This is a genomic window from Pseudomonas leptonychotis (assembly GCF_004920405.1).
In the GTDB taxonomy this organism is placed as follows: domain Bacteria; phylum Pseudomonadota; class Gammaproteobacteria; order Pseudomonadales; family Pseudomonadaceae; genus Aquipseudomonas; species Aquipseudomonas leptonychotis.
This window is the reverse complement of the sequence record NZ_RFLV01000001.1, coordinates 2,264,863-2,287,464: the sequence shown is the minus strand read 5'-3', so window position 1 is coordinate 2,287,464 and position 22,602 is coordinate 2,264,863. Positions and strand designations below refer to the sequence as shown.

The window sequence follows — 22,602 nt, the reverse complement described above, 5'->3', positions numbered from 1 at the left end:
GAGCGGGTATTACAAGCTCTGCCGTATCCGCGCCTGCTACCTGCAGCGCACGGAGGGCAGTGATGAGCCATGTGATCGACCGACGCCTGAATGGCAAAAACAAAAGCACGGTAAACCGCCAGCGTTTCCTGCGGCGCTACCGCGACCACATCAAAAAGGCCGTTGAGGAAGCGGTCGGCCGCCGCTCCATCACCGACATGGAGCACGGCGAACAGATCAGTATTCCAGGCCGAGACATCGATGAACCGGTGTTACATCATGGCCGCGGCGGCCGGCAGACCACCGTGCACCCCGGCAACCGCGAATTCACTACCGGCGAAAAAATTGCCCGCCCGCAAGGTGGTGGCGGCCAAGGTGCTGGCAAGGCGAGTAACTCGGGCGAAGGCATCGATGAGTTCGTCTTCCAGATCACTCAGGAGGAGTTTCTCGACTTTATGTTCGAGGACCTCGAGCTGCCCAACCTGATAAAACGCCACCTGACCGGCAGCGACACCTTTAAAAGCGTGCGAGCGGGCATCAGCAACGAAGGCAACCCGTCACGCATCAATATCGTTCGCACTCTGCGTTCGGCCCACGCCCGGCGCATTGCTCTGTCCGGCAGCAGCCGGCACAAGCTCAAAGATATCCAAGCCGAGCTTGAGCGCCTGAAGCAGGAGCAACCGGACAACCTGGGCGATATTCAGGCGCTGGAAGAAGAGGTCAGCAAGCTGCGTGCACGGATCAAGCGCGTACCCTTTCTCGACACCTTCGACCTCAAATACAACCTACTGGTGAAGCAGCCCAACCCCAGCTCCAAGGCCGTGATGTTCTGCCTGATGGACGTCTCCGGCTCCATGACCCAGTCGACCAAGGACATCGCCAAACGCTTCTTTATCCTTTTGTACCTGTTCCTCAAGCGCAACTACGACAAGATTGATGTGGTGTTTATCCGCCACCACACCAGCGCCAAAGAGGTCGATGAAGAGGAGTTTTTCTATTCTCGCGAGACCGGCGGCACCATCGTTTCCAGCGCACTCAAGCTGATGCATGAGGTCATGAGCGAGCGTTACCCCATCAACGAATGGAATATCTACGCCGCCCAGGCCTCGGACGGCGACAACTGGAATGACGACTCGCCGGTATGTCGGGATATATTGATCAACCAGATCATGCCGTTCGTGCAGTACTTCACCTACGTCGAAATCACCCCACGCGAGCACCAAGCACTGTGGTTTGAATACGAACAGGTCAGCGCGGCCTTCGCCGACACCTTCGCCCAGCAGCAACTGGTGTCGGCCGGTGACATCTACCCGGTATTCCGCGACCTGTTCCAGCGGAGGCTGACATCATGACCAGCACCGACAAGAGCAAGCGCCGCCAACCTATTTCCACCGGTTCGGAGTGGACCTTTGAACTGATCCGCCAATACGACCGAGAGATCAGCCGGATTGCCGAGCGCTATGCGCTGGACACCTACCCCAACCAGATCGAAGTAATCACCGCCGAGCAGATGATGGACGCCTACGCCTCGGTCGGCATGCCACTGGGCTATCACCACTGGTCCTACGGCAAGCACTTCCTCGCCACCGAGAAAGGCTATTCACGCGGGCAGATGGGCCTGGCCTACGAGATCGTGATCAACTCCGATCCCTGCATCGCCTACCTGATGGAAGAAAACACCATCTGCATGCAGGCATTGGTGATTGCCCATGCCTGCTATGGCCACAACAGCTTCTTCAAGGGTAACTACCTGTTCCGCACCTGGACCGATGCCAGCTCGATCATCGATTACCTGGTGTTCGCCAAGCAGTACATCATGCAATGCGAAGAGCGCCACGGCATCGACGCGGTGGAAGATTTGCTCGACTCCTGCCACGCCCTGATGAACTACGGCGTCGACCGCTACAAGCGCCCCTACCCGATCTCCGCCGAGGAAGAACGCCGGCGCATGAAGGATCGCGAAGAACACCTGCAAAAGCAGATCAACGACCTGTGGCGCACCATCCCGAAAAACGCCAGCAAGGGCGGCGACAAGGACAGCACGCGCTTTCCCGCCGAACCACAAGAGAACATCCTCTACTTCCTGGAAAAACACGCCCCGCTGCTGGAGCCCTGGCAGCGCGAGATCATCCGCATCGTGCGCAAGATCGCCCAGTACTTCTACCCGCAGCGCCAGACCCAGGTGATGAACGAAGGCTGGGCGACCTTCTGGCATTACACCCTGATGAACGACCTCTACGACGAAGGCCTGGTCACCGAAGGCTTTATGATCGAGTTCCTGCAATCGCACACCAGCGTGGTCTACCAGCCGCCGTTCGACAGCCCCTACTACAGCGGCATCAACCCCTACGCCCTGGGCTTTGCCATGTACCGCGACATTCGCCGTATCTGCGAAGAACCTACCGAAGAAGATCGCCGCTGGTTCCCGGAGATCGCCGGCAGCGACTGGTTGAGCACCCTGAAATTCGCCATGAGCAGCTTCAAGGACGAGAGCTTTATCCTGCAGTACCTGTCGCCCAAGGTGATCCGTGACCTCAAGCTGTTCAGCATTCTCGATGACGACCAAAAAGACGAACTCTACGTACCGGCTATCCACGATGAGCCTGGCTACCAGGCCATCCGCGAAACCCTGGCAGCGCAATACAACCTGGGCAACCGCGAGCCCAATGTGCAGATCTGGAGCATCGACCGCCGCGGTGACCGCTCCCTAACCCTGCGTCACCAGCAGCACGATCGCAAACCGCTGGGCAGCTCGACCGAGGAGGTGCTCAAACACCTGCACCGCCTGTGGGGCTTCAATATCCACTTGGAGCTGTACCAAGGTGACCAGTTGATCGGCACCCAACACGTGCCCCCCAAGCATGAAACTGAACAAGGTAGCGACTACCCGCGCCTCGACCTGATGATTCCGCCTATCTGATCGGTGGCGCGCTCGCGATGACACGCACCTGCGTTCGCTGTTAATACAGCGGGAATCTATTGCAGGCGGCGCCATAAACCCTCGCACGGATGCTATTCCGGCGAAGGCACCAACCAGACAGCCGCACCTCCCAGCCGTTATGCTTTAGCCAACGGAGGATTCGGCATGCAGATTTACAAAGTGGGCGGCGCAGTACGTGATCGCCTGTTAAACAGAAGCATTAGCGAGATCGACTGGGTGGTGGTCGGCGCCAGTGCCGAGCAGATGCTCGAACTGGGCTACCGTCCGGTGGGTGCGGACTTCCCGGTTTTCTTGCATCCGCAGACGGGCGAAGAGTACGCACTGGCCCGCACTGAGCGTAAAAGTGGGCACGGTTATGGCGGTTTCACCTTCTTCGCCAGCCCTGACGTCACCTTGGAAGACGACCTGATTCGCCGCGACCTGACCGTCAATGCCATAGCCGAAGACGGCCAAGGCAAGCTGATCGACCCCTACGGCGGCCAGCGCGACCTCGACGCCAAACTGCTGCGCCACGTTTCCCCGGCTTTCGCCGAAGATCCGCTCCGGGTCTTGCGTGTTGCGCGCTTTGCCGCACGCTATGCACCGCTTGGCTTTAGCGTCGCAGCAGAAACCATGGCGCTGATGCACGAGCTGAGTGAGTCCGGCGAGCTGACCGCGCTGACACCCGAGCGCAGCTGGAAGGAAATCTCCCGCGCTCTGATGGAGCCGCGCCCAGATGTGTTCATCCAGGTACTGCGCGACTGCGGCGCATTACAGGTGCTATTGCCGGAGGTCGACGCACTGTTCGGCATCCCACAGCCTCCGGCTCATCATCCGGAAATCGACACCGGCGCACATGTCCTCAGCGTGCTGCGCCAATGCGCCGAACACCAGCAACCGCTTACCGTGCGCTGGGCCTGCCTGCTGCACGATGTCGGCAAAGGCCTAACGCCCGAGGCCGAGTGGCCGCGACATATCGCCCATGAACACAAAGGTTTGAAACTGATTCGCGCGATCAACCAGCGCTGTAAAGCGCCCAAGGATTGCCAGGAACTGGCGCTACAGGTTGGCGAATTCCACACTCACGGTCACCGCGCCATGGAACTCAAAGCCTCGACCCTGCTCAAGCTGCTGCAAGGTTTCGACGTGTTCCGTCGCCCACAGCGCTTTGAAGAGTTTATTGCCGCCTGTGAAATGGACGCCCGCGGCCGCCTCGGCCTGGAACAACGCGACTACCCACAAGCAGGTTACCTGCGCGCGGCCATGCAGGCGGCGCGAGCAGTCGCGGTGCATCCCTTGCTCGCACAGGGGCTCAAAGGGGCAGACTTGGGCGAGGCGTTAAATCGCGAGCGGCTGAATGCACTTAGCACTTATAAAGCAAATACCGCAGCGCAACCTCGTTAGCCCCCGCAGGACTATGTCGCCGGATACGCCTGAAGCAACGGCGCCGGCGTTAGCGGTTGATCACGCCAGCTGAACGCCACCGGCCACAGCTGCTGGTCAATCTGCGCCGCCTTCCATAGTTCAGCAAAGCTGCGCTGCTGCGCCGGGTGCAGCAAGCTCGGCACCAACAAAGCCAGTGGCCAAAGCACAAAGGCATTTTTGAGGATTTCGGCGCGCGGCAGAATCAGGCCATCGAAATTGCCGACTAAATCGCCATACAACAACACATCGATATCCAGCGGCAGGCCTTTGCGCTCGGGCGCATAGCGGCCGTTATCGGCTTCGATAAATTTCAGGCGGCGATCCAGCTCAGCCAATGGCAGCGCGCTGTAACCGGCCACCACCAAGTTGAAGAATGGCCCACTCTTGATGCCAACTGCCTGGCTTTCAAATACAGGCGAGCAGCGCATATCACTGAGTAGGTCAGCGAGCGCATCGAGGCCGGCGCACAGGTGAGCTTCGCGCTCGACATTACTGCCCAGCCCCAACAGAACGGGAGTTAGCGACATCCGCGCTCGATCTCCACCCCGACACCGCCGCTGGCAGCAGGCACCGCGCCTGGCTTGGTCAGCTTGAGGCGCACCCAAGGGACCTGGAACTCATCCATCAACAGCTGCACCAAACGCTCAGCGAAGGTTTCTACCAAGATGAACTGCGACTCGCTGGCAAAAGCCTGAATACGCTGCGACACCTTGGCGTAATCAAGCGCCTTATCCAGGTCATCGTTCACTGCAGCGGGGCGGTTATCCCAGCCCAAGTAAAGGTCCAGCCGCAAACACTGACGAATGCTGCGCTCCCAGTCGTAGGCGCCGATGACGGTATCGACTTCCAGACCTTCGATAAAAACTGTGTCCAAGCACGCTCTCCGTGGCACGACAAGACTGTCGCACCTAGTTAGAATCAGGACTCCCTCGCCCTGGAATGGATACCATGTTTTGGCTGTTGGCAACCCTTGCCTACCTGCTTGGCTCATTGTCCTTCGCCATTTTGCTCAGCCGTCTTAGCGGCGGGCCAGATCCGCGCGCCAGTGGCTCAGGCAACCCCGGCGCCACCAACATGTTCAGGCTGGCCGGCAAGCGCCTGGCTATTCTGACGCTGATCGGTGACCTGCTCAAAGGCCTCTTGCCTGTAGTCATCGCGAGCCTGCTCGGCTTCAGCTTGCACCAGCAAGCTTGGATCGGTTTAGCCGCTGTTATCGGCCACATGTACCCGCTGTACTTCAACTTCCATGGTGGCAAGGGCGTCGCTACAGCTGCCGGCATGCTCCTGGGCCTGTACCCACCAGCCGCGTTACTGGCCGTTGCTGCCTGGCTGCTGACCTTCATTCTGACCCGCACTAGCTCACTGGCCGCGCTGATCGCCACGCCGCTGACCCTACCACTGCTGGCCTGGCAACAACCCGCCGCCCTGCTGCCCGTATGCGCACTAACCGGGCTGATCGTTTGGCGACATCGCGGCAATCTACGCGATCTATACGCCGGCCGTGAACGGCATTTTTAAATCCACCCACTGAGCCCGGCTCATCAACGCTGCGCTTACAGCGCGGGCAGTTGCTCCATCGGCCAACGCGCCTGCACCTGAATGCTCAAATCCTCATGCTGCCCCGCCAGCAAACGCTGGCAACCGGCATACGCAATCATCGCACCGTTATCGGTACAGAATGCTGGGCGGGCGTAGAACACCTCACCCTTCAGCTCACCGAGCATCTTCTCAAGCGACTGACGCAGCGCTTGGTTGGCACTCACCCCTCCCGCAATCACCAGATTATTCAGCCCGGTTTGTTTGAGCGCGCGCTTGCATTTGATGGTGAGGGTATCGACCACCGCCTGCTGAAATGCCAAGGCGATGTCGCAACGGGTTTGTTCGCTGTTATCGCCTTCGGCCTGACACTTCTGCCACGTATTGAGGGTAAAGGTCTTCAGCCCGCTGAAGCTAAACTCCAGGCCAGGGCGATCAGTCATCGGCCGTGGGAACTTGAAGCGCCCGGGTGTACCGCTCAGGGCCAACTTGGCAATCTCCGGGCCGCCTGGATATTGCAGCCCCATCAGCTTGGCGGTCTTGTCAAAAGCCTCACCGGCCGCATCGTCAAGGGACTCGCCAAGCAGTTGATATTGGCCAATGCCATCTACGCGAACCAGCTGGGTATGACCGCCAGACACCAACAAAGCGACGAACGGAAAAGCCGGTGGTTGCTCTTCAAGCATCGGGGCTAAAAGATGGCCTTCCATATGGTGCACACCGAGCGCCGGAATGCCCCAGGCAAAGGCCATGGCTTGAGCACAAGAGGCCCCAACCAGCAATGCGCCAACCAGCCCGGGGCCGGCGGTATACGCGATCGCATCGATGTCAGTTTTATGCTTACCAGCCTCGTCGAGCACCTGGCGAATCAACGGCAGCATGCGTTTGACGTGATCGCGCGAGGCCAACTCTGGCACCACGCCGCCATAAACTCGGTGTAAATCAATCTGACTAAACAGCGCATCAGCCAGCAGGCCGCGCTCACTGTCGTAGAGCGCGACACCGGTTTCATCGCAGGAGGTTTCCAATCCCAGAACCAGCATGGGCAGTGCCTTGTAGTAGTGTGTACGGCTTCGAAGGCGCGCATGATAATGGTCGCTGCCGCGAGCCGGCCAGCGCTTTTCGATCAGAGGCTTTGCATTCCTCTTGATGAGACGGTAACATCCGCAACCCTTAAAAACCTACGTTCTCCAGCGTCATTTGCCAGGAGCAACGTTACCCCCCGGTAATGAGAGAAGGTAAGCCCTGGATGCCAGCCGTAAAAGTTAAAGAGAACGAACCGTTCGACGTAGCCCTGCGCCGTTTCAAGCGCTCCTGTGAAAAAGCCGGTGTTCTGGCTGAAGTTCGCAGCCGTGAATTCTACGAAAAACCGACTTCAGAGCGTAAGCGCAAAGCAGCAGCAGCTGTTAAACGTCACGCCAAGAAAGTGCAGCGCGAGCAGCGCCGCAGCGTACGCCTGTACTAAGCACTGCGGCTTCGGCCTGCACGCTTAACTACAAGCAACGCCTGACACCCGGCCTCGCCTGGGTTTCACTTTTAGACTCCGCGCACCTCAGGGTGATGTTCGGAGTCTTTTAGTTTTTGCCCAACAATTGCTTTGCTCTCACGCATGACAATATTCTGAGCGCCTATGGCCGGCCTGATCCCACAGTCTTTTATCGATGATCTGCTCAACCGCACCGATATCGTCGACGTGGTGGCTTCGCGCATCCAACTGAAAAAAGCCGGCAAGAACTACACCGCCTGCTGCCCCTTCCATAAAGAAAAAACCCCCTCGTTCAGCGTCAGCCCGGACAAACAGTTTTATTACTGCTTTGGCTGCGGGGCCGGCGGCAACGCCCTGGGGTTTGTCATGGATCACGATCAGCTTGATTTCCCCCAAGCCATCGAGGACCTGGCCAAGCGCGCCGGCATGGAAGTACCCCGCGAGGAAGGCGGACGCAACAACAAGCCGCGCCAACCCACCGACTCGCCGCTTTACCCGCTGCTAACGGCCGCTGCCGAATTCTACAAACAGGCACTGAAAAACCACCCGCAACGTAAAGCCGCGATTGACTACCTAAAAGGCCGCGGCCTCTCCGGCGAGATTGCCCGCGACTTCGGCATGGGCTTCGCCCCGCCCGGCTGGGACAACCTGCACAAACACCTAGCCAGCGACAGCCTGCAACAAAAGGCCATGATCGACGCGGGCCTGCTGGTGGAAAACGCCGAAAGCGGCAAGCGCTACGACCGCTTTCGCGATCGCATTATGTTTCCTATTCGCGACAGTCGCGGCCGGGTAATCGCCTTTGGCGGTCGCGTGCTGGGCGACGAGAAACCCAAATACCTGAACTCCCCAGAAACCCCGGTATTTCACAAGGGCCAGGAACTCTATGGCCTGTTCGAAGCGCGCAAGCATAACCGCGATCTCGACGAAATCATGGTGGTTGAAGGCTACATGGACGTCATCGCACTGGCCCAACAAGGCCTACGCAATGCCGTCGCCACACTTGGCACCGCCACCAGCGAAGAACACCTCAAGCGCCTGTTCCGCGTCGTACCCAGCGTGTTGTTTTGCTTCGACGGCGATGCCGCCGGCCGCAACGCCGCCTGGCGCGCACTGGAGTCGACTTTATCGAGCCTGCAGGATGGTCGCCGCGCACGCTTCTTGTTTCTACCCGACGGCGAAGACCCAGACACCTTAGTGCGCAGTGAAGGCACCGACGCTTTCCGCGCCCGCATCAACCAGCACGCCCAGCCCCTGGCCGACTATTTCTTCCAACAGCTCAGCGAGGAAGCCGACCCACGCTCACTGGAAGGCAAGGCGCACCTGATGACACTGGCCGTGCCGCTGATCGACAAAATTCCCGGCAACAACTTGCGCGCGCTGATGCGCCAGCGCCTGAGCGAAATCACCGGCCTTTCCGGCGAGGCCATGCAGCAAACGGCGCCAGCCGCGCGCAGCAGCCAGCCAAGCCACAACAACGCCCCACCCAGCGATTACCCGGATTACGCAGCTATCCCCGACAGCGCCTATTACGATGTCGAGCCCAGCCGCAACGAGTACGAAAATCCCAGCCCCACCACACACTTCGAGCCCAACAACGGCAAGGGCAGCTGGAAAAAAGGCGGCGGCAAATGGAACAAAAAAGGTCAAGGTGAATTCGCGCCACGCGCACCACGAACTGCGGTGAGCGTGGAATCACCGCACTTGAGCGCTCTGCGCACCCTGCTGCATCATCCGCAATTAGCGCAAAAGGTCGAAGACGTCAGCCATTTCGCCGGCGAAGACGACACCTATGCGCAACTGCTGGTCGCCCTACTTGGGGCACTGCAGAAAAACCCTAACCTACGCTCGCTGCAGCTGATTGCACGCTGGCACGGTACCGAGCAGGGCCGTTTATTGCGCGCCCTGGCAGAAAAGGAATGGCTGATTTCGGCCGACAACCTTGAACAACAGTTTTTCGACACTATAACTAGTCTAGTAGCCCGCCAACGCGAGCGCAGCTTGGAACATTTGCTGCGCAAAGCCCGTCAAAGTGAGTTGAGCGCAGAAGAGAAAGATCAGCTGCGTAGCTTGCTGAGCCGTAATGCATCACCGGTAATCCCGAGTCCAACTGGCGCTTAGGGGTATTACTCGGGTATAATCCGCGGCTTGTTTTTGCCCGCCAGACCTTCAGTGGATAGGGTGTTATGTCCGTAAAAGCGCAACAGCAGTCTCGTATCAAAGAGTTGATCACCCTGGGTCGTGAGCAGAAGTATCTGACTTACGCAGAGGTCAACGACCACCTGCCGGAAGATATTTCTGATCCGGAACAGGTGGAAGACATCATCCGCATGATTAACGACATGGGGATTCCCGTACACGAGAGCGCTCCGGATGCGGACGCCCTTATGTTGGCCGACGCCGATACCGACGAGGCAGCCGCTGAAGAAGCGGCCGCAGCGCTGGCAGCGGTTGAGACCGATATCGGCCGCACAACGGACCCAGTGCGCATGTATATGCGTGAAATGGGCACCGTAGAATTGCTTACCCGCGAAGGCGAGATCGAAATCGCCAAACGCATTGAGGAAGGCATCCGTGAAGTAATGGGCGCTATCGCTCATTTCCCCGGTACTGTCGACAGCATTCTGGCCGAGTACAACCGCGTTACCACCGACGGTGGCCGCCTGGTCGAAGTCCTCAACGGCTATATCGATCCGGATGACGGCATCGTACCCGCTGAAGCGGCTGCGCCTGTTCCTGCCAAAGACGGCGATGCCGCCGCCGATGACAGCGACGACGACAGCGACGACAGCGACGACGAGGAAGAAGAAGGCGACGGCGGTCCGGACCCTGAAGAGGCATTGCGCCGCTTCACCGCGATTGGCGATGCCCTTGAGCTGGCTAAGAAAGCCCTGAAAAAGCATGGCCGTAGCAGTAAGCAAGGCATCGCCGCGCTGAAAGAAATGGCCGTTCTGTTCATGCCGATCAAGCTGGTGCCAAAGCAGTACGACGCTCTGGTTGTTCGTGTGCGCAGCTCACTGGAGCGCCTGCGCGCTCAGGAACGCGCCATCATGCAACTGTGCGTGCGTGATGCCCGCATGCCGCGCGCCGATTTCCTTAAGCTGTTCCCTGGCAATGAAATCAACGCCGAGTGGGCCGCAGGCCTCGCTAAAGGCAAAGCCAAGTACGCCGAAGCCATCGGTACGCTGCAAACCGACATCCAGCGTTGCCAGCAAAAGCTGTCTGCCCTGGAAGCCGAATGCGAGCTGACCCTGGCGGAAATCAAGGACATCAACCGTCGCATGTCGATCGGCGAGGCCAAGGCCCGCCGCGCGAAGAAAGAGATGGTTGAAGCGAACTTGCGTTTGGTGATCTCGATCGCCAAGAAGTACACCAACCGCGGCCTGCAGTTCCTCGACCTGATTCAGGAAGGCAACATCGGCCTGATGAAAGCGGTGGACAAGTTCGAATATCGTCGCGGCTACAAGTTCTCGACTTATGCCACCTGGTGGATCCGTCAGGCGATCACTCGCTCGATTGCCGACCAGGCCCGCACCATCCGTATTCCGGTGCACATGATCGAGACAATCAACAAGCTCAACCGTATTTCTCGGCAGATGTTGCAAGAAATGGGTCGCGAACCGACCCCGGAAGAGCTGGGCGAACGCATGGAGATGCCTGAGGATAAAATCCGCAAGGTATTGAAGATCGCTAAAGAGCCGATCTCCATGGAAACCCCGATCGGTGATGACGAAGACTCGCATCTGGGCGACTTTATCGAAGACTCGACCATGCAGTCGCCAATCGATGTCGCCACCGTTGAGAGCCTCAAAGAAGCGACACGCGAAGTTCTCTCCGGCCTCACTGCACGTGAAGCCAAGGTCCTGCGCATGCGCTTCGGCATCGACATGAATACCGACCACACCCTTGAGGAAGTCGGTAAACAGTTTGATGTAACCCGCGAGCGGATTCGTCAGATCGAAGCCAAGGCGTTGCGCAAGCTACGCCATCCGACGAGAAGCGAGCATCTACGCTCTTTCCTCGACGAGTGATACCAAAACCCCCGGCCCTGCCGGGGGTTTTGCATTATGGGCAACTACCAAGGCCTGCTGCACAGGTCTACACTTTTCCTATTGCCCATAAACGAGCCCGACCATGCCGCGTGTTTTGGCCACCCTCCTGTTGTGTCTGGCTTGTTGGTCCCTGCCTGCAGTCGGCTTGGAGCTGACTGCAGAAGAGCAGGCGTGGCTTGCTGCCCACCCCGAACTCAGCCTGGGCGTTGATCAAGACTGGCCACCCTATGAGTTTATCGACAACGAGGACCAGTATCAGGGGCTCGCTGCCGACTATGTGCGGGTGATAGAGCAGCGCCTATCGATCAACTTACGCCCGGCACCGGCGCAAAACTGGAGCGAAGTACTGGCCGACGCCAGAACCGGCAAAGTACACCTACTGCCTAGCCTGATGGCCACCCCAGAGCGCGAGCAGTACCTGACGTTCACCCGCCCCTACCTCGATTTTCCGATTGTCATCCTGACCCAGGAACAAGGCCCGCAACCACGCAAGCTAGGCGAGCTGCAGGGGCTAAAAGTGGCTGTAGTCGACAGTTACGCCACCCACGAACTGCTTCGCGACAAGCACCCTGAGCTGCGCCTCTGGCCACGCCCCAGCGTGGCTGCAGCCTTGCAAGCCCTAGCGTCCGGTCAAGCCGACGCCATGGTCGGCGACCTCGCCTCCAGCGTCTGGCACCTGCGCCAGCTCAAACTCGACGGCATTATCATCAGCGGCCAAACGCCGTACCGCTACCAACTGGCCATGGCGGTTCCCAAGGATCAAACGGTCTTGGCCGGCATTCTCGACAAGGTGTTGAGTGAGCTCACCCCAAGTGAGATCGCCGACATTCAGCAACGCTGGGTTGGCGAGCCGATTGACCAACGCCCGTTCTGGCGCAGCCTGCTGCTATTTGGTCTACCGGGGCTGCTGGCAGCACTGTTGATCATCTTCAGTATTCTGCGCATCAACCATCGCCTACGCAGCGAGATGCGCAGGCGCACCATGCTGGAAGACGAGCTGCGCAATAGCGAGCAGCATTACCGCGGCCTGGTCGAAAGCTTGAATGCAATCGCCTGGCAAATGGACCCGAGTGACTTTCGCTTCACCTATGTCGCCCCCCAGGCAGAAAGGCTGCTCGGCTACCCCGCTCAAGATTGGCTCCAGCCTGGCTTTATCGAACGCATCCTGCACCCCGATGACGCGCACCGCACCCTCGACTATTGCCGCACTGAAACGCAGGCCGGACGCGACCACAGTCTGGACTACCGCATGCTGGCCGCCGACGGCCGTGAAGTCTGGGTACGCGACATCGTCACGCTGTCACCGCAAAATGGCAGCCAGATGCTGCGTGGCCTGCTGATCGATATCACCGAAACCAAGCAGACCGAGCAGGCCCTCGCCCTGTCAGAACAGAAGTTTTCTTCGGTATTCCACAGCTGCCCCGACATCATCGCCCTGCTCAACCTGAACGATGGCAAGCTGCTGGCGGTCAACCAAACCTTCGAACAACAATTCGGCATCAGCGCCGCAGAGGCTATCGGCCACACCAGTTCAGAGTTAGACCTGTGGAACGATCAGGGCACCGGCCCACGCATTCTTGAAGTGCTGCGCAAAGGTAACGCACACAACATTGAAGGCTCGTTCCGGCGCCGCGATGGCCGCCAATTCACAGCACTGATTTCCGCGCAGAAGGTCATCCTCGATGGCGCCAGCACCCTGGTCGTAGCCGTGCGCGACATCAGTGAACTGAAAGACACTCAGCAGCGCCTGAAATTGTCCGAAGATAAATTCGCCAAAGCCTTCCACGCCTCTCCGGATGGACTGCTGATCACTCGCTTAAGCGACGGCCAACTCCTGGACGTCAACGAAGGCTTCAGCCGCATCACCGGCTACAGCATCAATGAGGCAACCGACAGTTCGACCCTGCAGCTAGGCATCTGGGCCAACCCGGAAGACCGCACCCGCATGCTCGAACAGGTACAACAGCACGGCTCTGTACGGGACTTTCGCGCCCTTATTCGCACCCGTAATGGTTCGCTGCGCACCTGTGAAATGGCGGTGCAGCCGATCCCCATCGAAGGCGATACCTGCATGCTGACCATCGCCCGCGACGTCACCGAACGCGAACAGATGCAGGAACATCTACTGCAAGCCGCGACCGTTTTCGAGAGCACAGCCGAAGGCGTCATGATTACCGACCTGCAACAGCGCATCACCGCGGTTAACCGCGCCTTCACCAGCATCACCGGCTACAGCGAAACCGAAGCCCTTGGCCAGTCGCCACGGTTGCTCGCATCCGGCAACCACGACAGTGCGTTCTACGCCGCCATGTGGCACAACCTCAGCGCGTCGGGCCACTGGCAAGGTGAGATTTGGAACAAACGCAAGAACGGCGAGCTCTACCCTGAGTGGCTGACTATCAGTGCCGTTCGCGATAGCGAAGAGCAGATCACCCACTTTGTCGGGGTCTTCGCCGACATCAGCTCGCTCAAGCACGCCCAGGCACGACTTGATCACCAAGCCCATCACGACCCCCTCACAGGCCTGCCTAACCGCATGCTATTCGAAGCCCGCTTGCTCACGGCCATCGACGACGCACTAATCGATCAAGGCTTAGGGGCCGTGCTGTTTATCGACCTGGACCGCTTCAAACACATCAACGACAGCCTCGGTCATCCAGTCGGCGACCAGTTACTCAAGAGCATTGCCGAGCGACTAAAAGCGCTCTTACGTGACATTGACACCCTGGCGCGCCTAGGCGGCGACGAATTCATCATCCTGCTGCCTGGCTTACAACACAAAAGCGACGCTGAGTTAGTGGCGCACAAGCTACTCGACTGCTTCAACCTGCCGTTCCGATTCGACGAGCAAGAGCTGTTTATTAGCGCCAGCATCGGTATCAGCTGCTACCCGGATGATGGCAAGGACGTCGCGACCCTCGTGAAGAATGCCGATGCAGCCATGTATCGCGCCAAAGCACGCGGGCGCAACCGCGTGGAGCGCTATACACGCGACCTAACCTTCCAGGCCACCGAGCGCATGGCCCTGGAGCGTGAGTTGCGCCGCGCCATCGAGCAGGAAGAACTGCAGCTCTACTACCAACCTAAACGCTGCCTAAGCAGCAACCGCCTGATCGGCGCCGAAGCCCTGGTGCGCTGGAATCACCCGGTGTTCGGCGAAATCCCACCCGATCGTTTTATTCCCCTGGCCGAAGAAACAGGACTGATTATCCCGCTCGGCGATTGGGTGCTGCGCCAGGCCTGCTGGCAAATGCAGCAATGGCAACAACAGCACGCACCATTTGGCCCACTGTCCGTCAATCTAACCGGCGTGCAGTTGCGCCAGCCGCACCTGCTAGTGCGTATCTCCAGCCTACTGGAGGACAACGGCCTGCCCCCTGAACTGCTGCAGCTGGAAATCACCGAGAGTTTCATCATGAACCAGGCTGAAGAAGCATTAAGCCTGCTGCATCAGCTCAAGAGCCTGGGCATTCAACTGGCCATTGATGATTTCGGCACCGGCTACTCCTCACTCAGCTACCTCAAGCGTCTGCCGGTCGACACCTTAAAAATTGACCAATCCTTCGTCCACGGCCTACCTAATGACACTAACGACGTTGCCATCGTGCGCGCCATCATCGCCCTGGGCCGCAGCATGCAATTGACGGTGATTGCCGAAGGGGTAGAGACCAAGGCGCAGGAACTGTTCCTTGCCGCCGAAGGCTGCGAACAGATCCAAGGCTTCGTGATCAGCCGTGCGATCCATGCAGAGGCCTTTGCACAAAACTTCCTCTCACCACGCCATTCGGTTGGCGCTGCCGAGAAGGCACCGGTATAATCCGCCCGCTTCTGAGGGCCCATAGCTCAGTTGGTTAGAGCAGAGGACTCATAATCCTTTGGTCCACGGTTCGAGTCCGTGTGGGCCCACCAACTCCAAAGCCGCGCACTGCGCGGCTTTTTCATGTCTGCAGGAAAAGCAGCTAGACCAGCCCTACAGTTCGAAAGCGAAAATCCAGTACGGTGCCGTTTGGGAGCAGGGAAAGATGCGTCCAACTAAAGTAGCGGTCGGTCATTGGCGAATGCAGTTTCCGGGCAACTATTGCGTGCGCATATTGCTGACCTGTGGCCCATGCGCGCCGAAACACCTCCCTCCGCTGAACGAGTGGCAGGCCTGTCGATAGGCCGCGCTTGCCGCACGCAGAATGTTTAAGCCGCGAAAGGTGAACTTAGCCACAACGGAAAAATCCCATGGAGCTCAGAATGCTTGATGATTCGGCACAAGGACGACTGCCATGGCAAAACCCGCCTCCCGCCTTAGCGATTTAAATGCGTGCCCCATTCCTGGGCATGGCACCAACCCGACCACCAATGGTTCGCCGGATGTACTGATCAACAACCTTCCCACCCTGCGGGTCGGTGACAGTACGGCCTGTGGCGATGCGGTCACCGAAGGCATCGGCAGCATCTTGGTCAATGGCAAGCCCATTGCCTTTCTGGGCAGTGCCACCGCCCATGGCGGGGTCATCATCACTGGCTCAGGCGACGTACTGGTCGGCACTCAATCGGGCAGCGCGCCGTTCAGCGCACCAGAGATCCTGCCCAGGCACAGCGAGCAGTACCAGTTGATAGACAGCAATAGCGGCCAGCCAGTCGAGGACGCGCTCTACTGCGTGGAGTGCGACGATGGCCAGCGCTTTGTGGGTTACACCAATGGCTACGGCAATACCGAGCGGGTATTTACCAAAGACCCACAATCTGTGGTCGTTCGCTGGGGTCGGGATGCCGCTAACCACCTCAAGCAAAAAGGCATTAGCTTCTAAGGACAGATGCAATGACAGCACCTCACCAGGGCAAGACCAGCTCCCAGCACGCGATTCAACAGATCCCTGTTTCTCTACAGCGCGACTTCATTACTGTGGTCGGTGCCTCGCATATGACCCTGATGGAAAAACTTCGGGGGCAGAAAGGCAACAAGATGCGCTTTATCAATCAGGGCATCCGGCAAACTCGCCTCTATCCGCCCGCAAGTGCTAACGATGCAACCCAACGAATTTTTCTGATTTTCACAGAAGACTACGAACGCCCCCTGCTCGATGCCGTAAAGGACGTGGTTGAAACGCGCTATGGCGCTAAGTACCGAGAACTGGACTCCATCGCCCAACTACTCGACTTTATCAACCTGCGCATCAGCAAGAAGCGCGAGATCAAGCAGCTCGACTTTTTCTCCCACGGCCTGGTTGGCACCATCGAGTTTGGTTATGAGCTGGATAAGGCCGACAGCTACCGCATGCGCGATGCTCAAGCTCAGATGCTCAAGCCTGAAGCGTTCGACCTAAGCGCCAAGATTCACTCCTACGCCTGCCGTACCGGCCTTGGTATTCATGCCGACGTACACGTCAGCGAGGACGAAGACCCGCTGTACGAGAAAAGCCTGGCGCAGTTGATCGCCAACACCGCTCAGACCTCTGTTTGGGCATTCCCACGGCGCAGCAATTATGACCAGACCTATGGCAATGCTAGTGATCGTGCAGGATTAGCCAATGCCCAGGAGAAAACCAAAGCCGACGCACAAGCAATGAAGGCATACAGACGCCGACTCAGCGACTATCAGAGGCGTCTAGCCGCGCACCGACAGACCAGTAAAGACGCAAACGCCCAACTACCTAACGAAACCGCGCCGCAGACACCGATCAGAACTGCCAGCGCGCAGGATGAGGCCCTAGTACGCCATGCCAATAGTCGCGATGGAAATGATCGAACCATAGGTTACCCACTGGACGCTGAGGGGGCGGTTCGCCCTGTGCGTGCAGGCGACTCGCCCACTGGGGTGCCGGCCACCCTGCGGGAATACAAGCCACTATGAGGCGCTTGAACAAGCTATTGCTATGTAGCATTGCCCTGGTCGCCAGCTTGGCGACCGGGCTTTATCTGAATGCCAAGGAAAGCCAAATGCCTAAAAAAATCATGATGTATTACGGCGGTTTCGAAGTCGAAGAGATGTTCGATGCCAGCCAGTGGTTTGTTAGTGGCATGTACAAACCACGCAACATTGAGGCCGACGGCGGAGCCAGCAATGTCACCATGCTACGCAGCCAGCTCAGGCAGTTTAAACCCGAGCAATTGGCCGAGCTTCCCTATGCCGCGGCCGAAGCCTTCGACAGCAGCTACCTTGAAGACACAGATACCCAGGCACTGATACTGAACCCGCCCGATCTCAGCTATCGCATCCGCTATACCTACAGCGCCTTCGCCGAGCCCAACAAGCCCGAAGACTACTACTACCTCTACTTGGAATTGGACGGTCGGAAGTTTGCCATCCTGTTCGCGCGCGATGCGCTGACTGGCAATGACCTAACCGGAAAAGATGCCAAGGAAATCAGCGGCGACTACGCCTCGCAAGCCGAGCATCGAAAAGCCTTTGCCGAAATAGCAGAACTCGAACGCAAATCGCGCTAACCACCTCCTCCGTAAAGAACAACGCAACCATGCTGCGAAATACGCTGCTCACTCTCTGTATGGCCATTCAGCTAACAGGCTGTGAAGTCCTCATGTTCGGTAATGTCGTGGTCGGCTGCGCCATAAGGCCTGCGCCGGAACTTCTGCCCAATGAGCTTCCTGCTGCAGTCGTGGGAGTCCCCTATCGCATACGTATAGATGTGATCAACGCCAGTACCCCCATAAGCCAGTTGCTGGTAGCTCCAGACACGCCACTGCCCAATGGCTTGGAGTTAACCCATATCGAAAGAGAAAAGCATGGCGTGATTCAGGGTATTCCCACCAAGGCCGGACGCTACGACGTACTGGTCTATGGCCGTACCTATGGCACCCAATGCGCGGGGCAAGATATAGAAAGGCTTTACAGGCTCGATGCCAGCGATAACGGGCACTCAACGGCAGCAGACCCAAACACGGATTAATGCCGCTCTGCGCCGCGCTAACGATCCAGCCAAAAAACCACAGCCGCGCCCTCCAACTTATAAAGCCCTCACGATGAACAAACGTCGAATCACCCTCCTCGCTAGCTGTGTGCTGCTGCCTTTGATCGCTCTGGCGACTTATGCAGCCGTTACCCGTATCAACCCCAACAGCCAGCATGCCGTGGGCGAACAACTTGATGAGCTGAATGGCGTGGCGATTTACTACAACGGCGGGGTCAATACGGTGCAGGGCCGTAACCTGAGCCAGGACGGTTACAACCTAGGCCTGCGCTATCAGTGCGTGGAGTTCGTCAAACGCTACTACTTCGAACGCCATGGCCACCGCATGCCGGACACCTACGGGCACGCCAAAGACTTCTTCGATCCAACCCTCAGCGACGGCAGTTTGAACGCCAAACGGGCGATGCTGCAGTTTCGCAACGGCAGCGCCGAGCAACCGCAAGCAGAAGACTTGCTGGTATTCGCCCCCTCACTACTCAACCGCTTCGGTCACGTCGCGATTATCGCCAGCGTAGGCACCGAAACCCTGCAAATCGCCCAGCAAAACCCTGGCCCCTTTGGCAGCTCCAGAGAAGACCTGGGGCTTACCCAACGAGAAGGCCACTGGTATCTCGAGCAGTCACGAGTACTGGGCTGGCTCCGCCTGCAGCCCGCCGACGAGCTGACTGTAAGACCGGCCACTAAAGAGCAATTGAATACTTACTGAGCGAGCAACGTTCGGGGAGAGACTGAGCATGATTCTTGACGTTCACGTCAGCTCAACGCGCGCCTGAAAAATCAGCACCTCAACCAAGCAACCCCGCTGAAGATTAGACAGTGAGCCGAATAGCCGGCATTATCGGCTCATCTAATGAGCCGAATAGAGCCGCTAATCGGCTCACCGTGAGCAAGCCCCATGAATGAACCCTTCTGGATCTGGCAGCAGCCCAACTGGCCGCACTTCAGCTGGCAAGCCGAGCCGCTTGCCCCGCTGCTGCGTGCCTGTGCACAGACACAGGGGCGCTTGCTCGGCATGCTCGGCGCTGTTGGTAGTGACACTGAGGTGCAGAGCAGCCTGGATGCCATGCTGCAGAACATCGTCACCTCATCTGCCATCGAGGGTGAGCAACTGAATGTCGGCTCGGTGCGTTCCTCTCTGGCTCGGCGCTTGGGATTGAACGAGGAAGGTCGCACCACTTCACGTTCCGAGGGGCTGGCAGAACTTTTACTCGATGCCACTCGCGTGCACCAACAACCGTTAGATCTGGAGCGGCTATATGGCTGGCACCGCTGGCTGTTCCCCAGCGACGACAACCTTTTGGCCCGCCCGCTACGCATCGGTACATTGCGCGGCGAAGAGCCCATGCAGGTTGTTTCCGGCCGAGTTGACCGCCCCATCGTGCACTTTGAAGCCCCGCCACGCGACGGGCTGGAAAAGCAACTGGCCGACTTCCTCACCTGGTTCGAGAACAGCCGCAGCGATGCCAGCCTTGATCCATTGCTGCGCGCTGGCATAGCCCATTTCTGGTTCGTCACCCTGCACCCTTTCGATGACGGTAACGGCCGCCTTACTCGCGCCATCACCGACTTGGCATTAGCCCAGGGCGAACAGCAGGCCATCCGCTTTTACGCCATGTCCGCCAGCATCCTCGACGACCGCGCCGGCTATTACCGCATCCTCGAGTCCAGCCAGAAAGGCATGCTGGATGTCACCGCCTGGCTGCAGTGGTTTCTCGGCACATTACTCAACAGCCTGGAACAGGCACTTGCCCGCATCGACCGCGTGTTGGCTAAGGCGCGCTTCTGGCACACGCACCGCAGCCATGCCCTGTCAGCCGAACAAATCAAAGTGCTTAATCGCCTGCTCGATGGCGGTGATAACGGTTTTGAGAACGGTATCAGCGCTGCCCAATATCAAGCCGTCGCCAAGGTGTCTAAAGCCACCGCTACCCGTCATCTAGGCGACCTGCTGGAAAAGGGCTACATCGTGCGGCTGCCGGGCGGTGGGCGCAGCACCCGTTACCACGTTAATTATGCCGTGAGCGGGTAAGACAGCCAGGCAACCTAAACAGGCAGGCGTGCACCCTAAGCGGAATAGCTTGGCTGCAGTCGCGCGGGATAACGAACTCGAAGAACTCTCACAGCGAGAAGTATTTTGACAAGACAGGAACAGGTCAGGCTTTGGGCAGCGCTGTCAGACGTATTCGTAGACAACGTCGTCGACTATGCCCAGGTCGCCAAAAGTCTTGGCGGCTATGAGCGCTCAGTCATCGAGGCTGCCTTCTTCGTGGACGTCGCACCTGCGTGCTACTCAAACCTGCAGGCAGCCATTCCTCCCATCTGGACAGCGTTCGACCCCGCTTGGCTTGCCGAGACTATCGACCGCATCCATGAAGCGCGAAGGTCTTCTTCACTCAGGCGCCTGCGCGACAAAGCCTTCATCGCCTATCTGCGCTACAGGCTAAGGCCAGAATGGCGGGACATCGAAACAGCTCTAGCACAACTTAAATAAACGTTCGTTTACCTGCGCCTACTTTCGGTACTATCCGGTTAACCCTGGATTACTGGAAGGTTGGGAAATGGACTTCACCCCCGTCATCGCGCAGGTCTGGGGCATGTTGAGCTGGTTTATTCCACTCATGCTGCTGATCACGCTGTTCAAGTCGCCTTGGGCCAAAGGCTATATCGGCGAGCTTCTGGTGCAGCTGTTTGCTCACTTCCAGCTGGATAAACAGACCTACCGCCGCCTGCACAACGTCACGCTAAACACGCCAGACGGCACCACGCAGATCGACCATGTATTCCTCTCGCCCTACGGCATCTTCGTGCTGGAAACGAAGAGCATGAGCGGCTGGATCTTCGGCAGTGAGAACCAAGCGCAGTGGACGCAAAAGCTCTACAAGCGCACCTTCAAATTCCAGAACCCGCTACGCCAGAACTACAAACACCTCAAAGCCCTGGAAGCCACCCTTGGCGTTAATCCCGAGCACCTGCACTCGGTCATTACCTTCGTTGGCGGCAGCACCTTCAAAACCGAAGTGCCGGCCAACGTGACGCAGGGCATCGGCTTTATCCGCTATATCAAGTCATTCCAGCAGCTAGTGTTTAGCGAGGCTGAAGTCGACGCCATGCTGCACGCCCTGCAAACCGGCCGCCGCGCCCCGACGCTCGCCACCCACCGCGAGCATGTACAAAACCTTAAACGCCGTAGCGATCCGGCAGCCGAGCGGCAATGCCCGAAATGCGGCAGCGCCCTGGTTATTCGCATCCGTAAAACAGGGCCAATGTCGGCCAACAATTCTGGGGCTGCTCAACCTTCCCCAAATGCAAAACCATGCAGAGCCTTTAGCACGCGGCCCTAACATCAATCCTGCGCCTGGAGTCGCAATGCCCGTCCCTACCTACGACCAGTTTATTGAGCCGATCCTGCGCTACCTGGCCGCCACGCCCGAAGGCGCGACAGCACGTGACGCCCATGAAGCAGCTGCTGATGCGCTGAACCTGTCGGAAGCACAGCGCCAAGAGCTAATTGCCAGCGGCCAGGCCACGTACAAGAACCGTGCAGGCTGGGCCCATGACCGCCTCAAGCGCGCCGGCCTGTCCAGCAGCGCCAAGCGTGGGTATTGGAAGCTGACTGACGCTGGCATTACCTATGCCGTCCAGCACCCCGCCCCTCTGACTGCGAATAAGATCGAACAGCTCGCCATTGGCTTTATGAATGTAAAACTCAAGACCCCGACAGATGCTGTCCCACTCGATGGGCAAGAGCAGCCTACAGCGGCGCTCATCTCAGCCACTGTTAGCCCTGATGATCGTCTGGAGCAGGCTTTGCGTGAACTGCGCGAAGCAACGGCTGCAGACCTGCTGGATAACCTCCTGCAAGTCAGCCCCAACCGCTTTGAAGTCATCGTGCTGGATGTGCTGCACAGCCTTGGCTACGGCGCTAGCCGCAACGATCTGCAGCGCGTCGGCGGCAGCGGCGACGGTGGGATCGACGGGGTGATCTCGCTAGACAAGCTCGGCTTGGAAAAAGTCTACGTCCAGGCCAAACGCTGGCAGGGAACAGTTGGCAGGCCAGAGCTGCAGGCCTTCTATGGAGCTCTTGCAGGGCAGAAAGCCAAGCGTGGCGTGTTTATTACCACCTCAGGCTTCACCTCACAGGCAGTCGACTTTTCCCGCTCGGTGGAAGGCATGGTTCTGGTGGATGGCAACCGACTGGTCAACCTGATGATGGATCACGAGGTAGGTGTGACTTCACGCCTACTGAGGTTGCCCAAGCTGGATAGCGACTACTTCGACGAAGAATAA

At 58.4% G+C, this 22,602-nt stretch carries 19 protein-coding genes, 1 tRNA gene and 1 pseudogene; 18 read left to right on the top strand and 3 right to left on the bottom strand.

The window, feature by feature from the left end; genetic code table 11:
* The first annotated feature begins 62 nt into the window (after nucleotides 1-62).
* The 3 genes from D8779_RS10540 to D8779_RS10530 all read left to right on the top strand — a co-directional run bounded on the left by D8779_RS10540 (nucleotide 63) and on the right by D8779_RS10530 (nucleotide 4,303).
* Nucleotides 63-1,331 carry a YeaH/YhbH family protein gene (locus tag D8779_RS10540; protein ID WP_136664354.1) on the top strand — a complete coding sequence of 423 codons (1,269 nt, stop codon included), beginning with the start codon at nucleotides 63-65 and terminating at the stop codon, nucleotides 1,329-1,331.
* Complete coding sequence (locus D8779_RS10535) at nucleotides 1,328-2,899, top strand: SpoVR family protein (RefSeq protein WP_136664353.1); 1,572 nt, start codon at nucleotides 1,328-1,330, stop codon at nucleotides 2,897-2,899. Before D8779_RS10540 ends, D8779_RS10535 begins: the two co-directional genes overlap by 4 nt.
* Nucleotides 2,900-3,064: 165 nt before the next feature.
* A complete protein-coding gene (locus D8779_RS10530) occupies nucleotides 3,065-4,303 on the top strand; it encodes a multifunctional CCA addition/repair protein (protein ID WP_136664352.1) in 1,239 nt (412 codons plus the stop codon).
* Nucleotides 4,304-4,314: 11 nt separating this feature from the next.
* On the opposite strand, the gene folK is transcribed toward D8779_RS10530, so the two are convergent.
* Together folK and folB are read right to left on the bottom strand one after the other, a co-directional pair.
* Nucleotides 4,315-4,851, bottom strand: a complete 537-nt coding sequence (gene folK, locus D8779_RS10525) for a 2-amino-4-hydroxy-6-hydroxymethyldihydropteridine diphosphokinase (protein WP_136664351.1) — start codon at nucleotides 4,849-4,851, stop codon at nucleotides 4,315-4,317.
* Complete coding sequence (gene folB, locus D8779_RS10520) at nucleotides 4,842-5,198, bottom strand: dihydroneopterin aldolase (protein ID WP_136664350.1); 357 nt, start codon at nucleotides 5,196-5,198, stop codon at nucleotides 4,842-4,844. The genes folK and folB overlap by 10 nt, the downstream gene beginning before the upstream one ends.
* Nucleotides 5,199-5,272: 74 nt before the next feature.
* Here folB and plsY point away from each other — a divergent pair, with 74 nt between their 5' ends.
* Nucleotides 5,273-5,842 (top strand): glycerol-3-phosphate 1-O-acyltransferase PlsY, encoded by a 570-nt coding sequence (plsY, locus tag D8779_RS10515; protein WP_136664349.1) that lies wholly within the window; start codon nucleotides 5,273-5,275, stop codon nucleotides 5,840-5,842.
* 35 nt (nucleotides 5,843-5,877) lie between these two features.
* Here the strand turns inward: plsY and tsaD are convergent, their stop codons facing one another.
* Nucleotides 5,878-6,903: a tRNA (adenosine(37)-N6)-threonylcarbamoyltransferase complex transferase subunit TsaD gene (gene tsaD, locus D8779_RS10510; protein ID WP_136664348.1), complete on the bottom strand. Its 1,026-nt coding sequence runs from the start codon at nucleotides 6,901-6,903 to the stop codon at nucleotides 5,878-5,880.
* A 206-nt stretch (nucleotides 6,904-7,109) separates the two neighbouring features.
* Here tsaD and rpsU point away from each other — a divergent pair, with 206 nt between their 5' ends.
* From rpsU to D8779_RS10440, 14 genes and pseudogenes are all read left to right on the top strand, one after another.
* Nucleotides 7,110-7,325 carry a 30S ribosomal protein S21 gene (gene rpsU / locus D8779_RS10505; protein ID WP_003296736.1) on the top strand — a complete coding sequence of 72 codons (216 nt, stop codon included), beginning with the start codon at nucleotides 7,110-7,112 and terminating at the stop codon, nucleotides 7,323-7,325.
* A gap of 165 nt (nucleotides 7,326-7,490) precedes the next feature.
* Nucleotides 7,491-9,467 carry a DNA primase gene (dnaG, locus tag D8779_RS10500; protein ID WP_136664347.1) on the top strand — a complete coding sequence of 659 codons (1,977 nt, stop codon included), beginning with the start codon at nucleotides 7,491-7,493 and terminating at the stop codon, nucleotides 9,465-9,467.
* Nucleotides 9,468-9,532: 65 nt separating this feature from the next.
* Nucleotides 9,533-11,377 carry an RNA polymerase sigma factor RpoD gene (rpoD, locus tag D8779_RS10495; RefSeq protein ID WP_136664346.1) on the top strand — a complete coding sequence of 615 codons (1,845 nt, stop codon included), beginning with the start codon at nucleotides 9,533-9,535 and terminating at the stop codon, nucleotides 11,375-11,377.
* 103 nt (nucleotides 11,378-11,480) lie between these two features.
* On the top strand, nucleotides 11,481-15,215 hold the full coding sequence (locus tag D8779_RS10490; RefSeq protein WP_136664345.1) for a bifunctional diguanylate cyclase/phosphodiesterase: 3,735 nt from the start codon (nucleotides 11,481-11,483) through the stop codon (nucleotides 15,213-15,215).
* 15 nt (nucleotides 15,216-15,230) lie between these two features.
* Nucleotides 15,231-15,307: transfer RNA gene (locus tag D8779_RS10485), tRNA-Ile, on the top strand.
* Nucleotides 15,308-15,669: 362 nt separating this feature from the next.
* Nucleotides 15,670-16,197 carry a PAAR domain-containing protein gene (locus tag D8779_RS10480; protein WP_136664344.1) on the top strand — a complete coding sequence of 176 codons (528 nt, stop codon included), beginning with the start codon at nucleotides 15,670-15,672 and terminating at the stop codon, nucleotides 16,195-16,197.
* 11 nt (nucleotides 16,198-16,208) lie between these two features.
* Nucleotides 16,209-17,240 (top strand): hypothetical protein, encoded by a 1,032-nt coding sequence (locus tag D8779_RS10475; protein WP_136664343.1) that lies wholly within the window; start codon nucleotides 16,209-16,211, stop codon nucleotides 17,238-17,240.
* An 86-nt stretch (nucleotides 17,241-17,326) separates the two neighbouring features.
* Nucleotides 17,327-17,833: a hypothetical protein gene (locus D8779_RS10470; RefSeq protein ID WP_136664342.1), complete on the top strand. Its 507-nt coding sequence runs from the start codon at nucleotides 17,327-17,329 to the stop codon at nucleotides 17,831-17,833.
* Between the two features lie 29 nt (nucleotides 17,834-17,862).
* The gene (locus tag D8779_RS10465) at nucleotides 17,863-18,294 is read left to right on the top strand and encodes a hypothetical protein (RefSeq protein ID WP_136664341.1); all 432 of its coding nucleotides are present in this window, start codon (nucleotides 17,863-17,865) and stop codon (nucleotides 18,292-18,294) included.
* 73 nt (nucleotides 18,295-18,367) lie between these two features.
* Nucleotides 18,368-19,021: a CHAP domain-containing protein gene (locus D8779_RS10460; protein WP_136664340.1), complete on the top strand. Its 654-nt coding sequence runs from the start codon at nucleotides 18,368-18,370 to the stop codon at nucleotides 19,019-19,021.
* Nucleotides 19,022-19,210: 189 nt separating this feature from the next.
* Nucleotides 19,211-20,344, top strand: a complete 1,134-nt coding sequence (locus D8779_RS10455) for a Fic family protein (protein ID WP_136664339.1) — start codon at nucleotides 19,211-19,213, stop codon at nucleotides 20,342-20,344.
* Nucleotides 20,345-20,449: 105 nt separating this feature from the next.
* Nucleotides 20,450-20,806, top strand: coding sequence for a DUF7079 family protein (locus tag D8779_RS10450; protein ID WP_136664338.1), 357 nt, complete (start codon nucleotides 20,450-20,452; stop codon nucleotides 20,804-20,806).
* Between the two features lie 67 nt (nucleotides 20,807-20,873).
* Nucleotides 20,874-21,643, top strand: a pseudogene (locus D8779_RS10445) (nuclease-related domain-containing protein).
* 38 nt (nucleotides 21,644-21,681) lie between these two features.
* Nucleotides 21,682-22,602 carry a restriction endonuclease gene (locus D8779_RS10440; protein ID WP_136664337.1) on the top strand — a complete coding sequence of 307 codons (921 nt, stop codon included), beginning with the start codon at nucleotides 21,682-21,684 and terminating at the stop codon, nucleotides 22,600-22,602.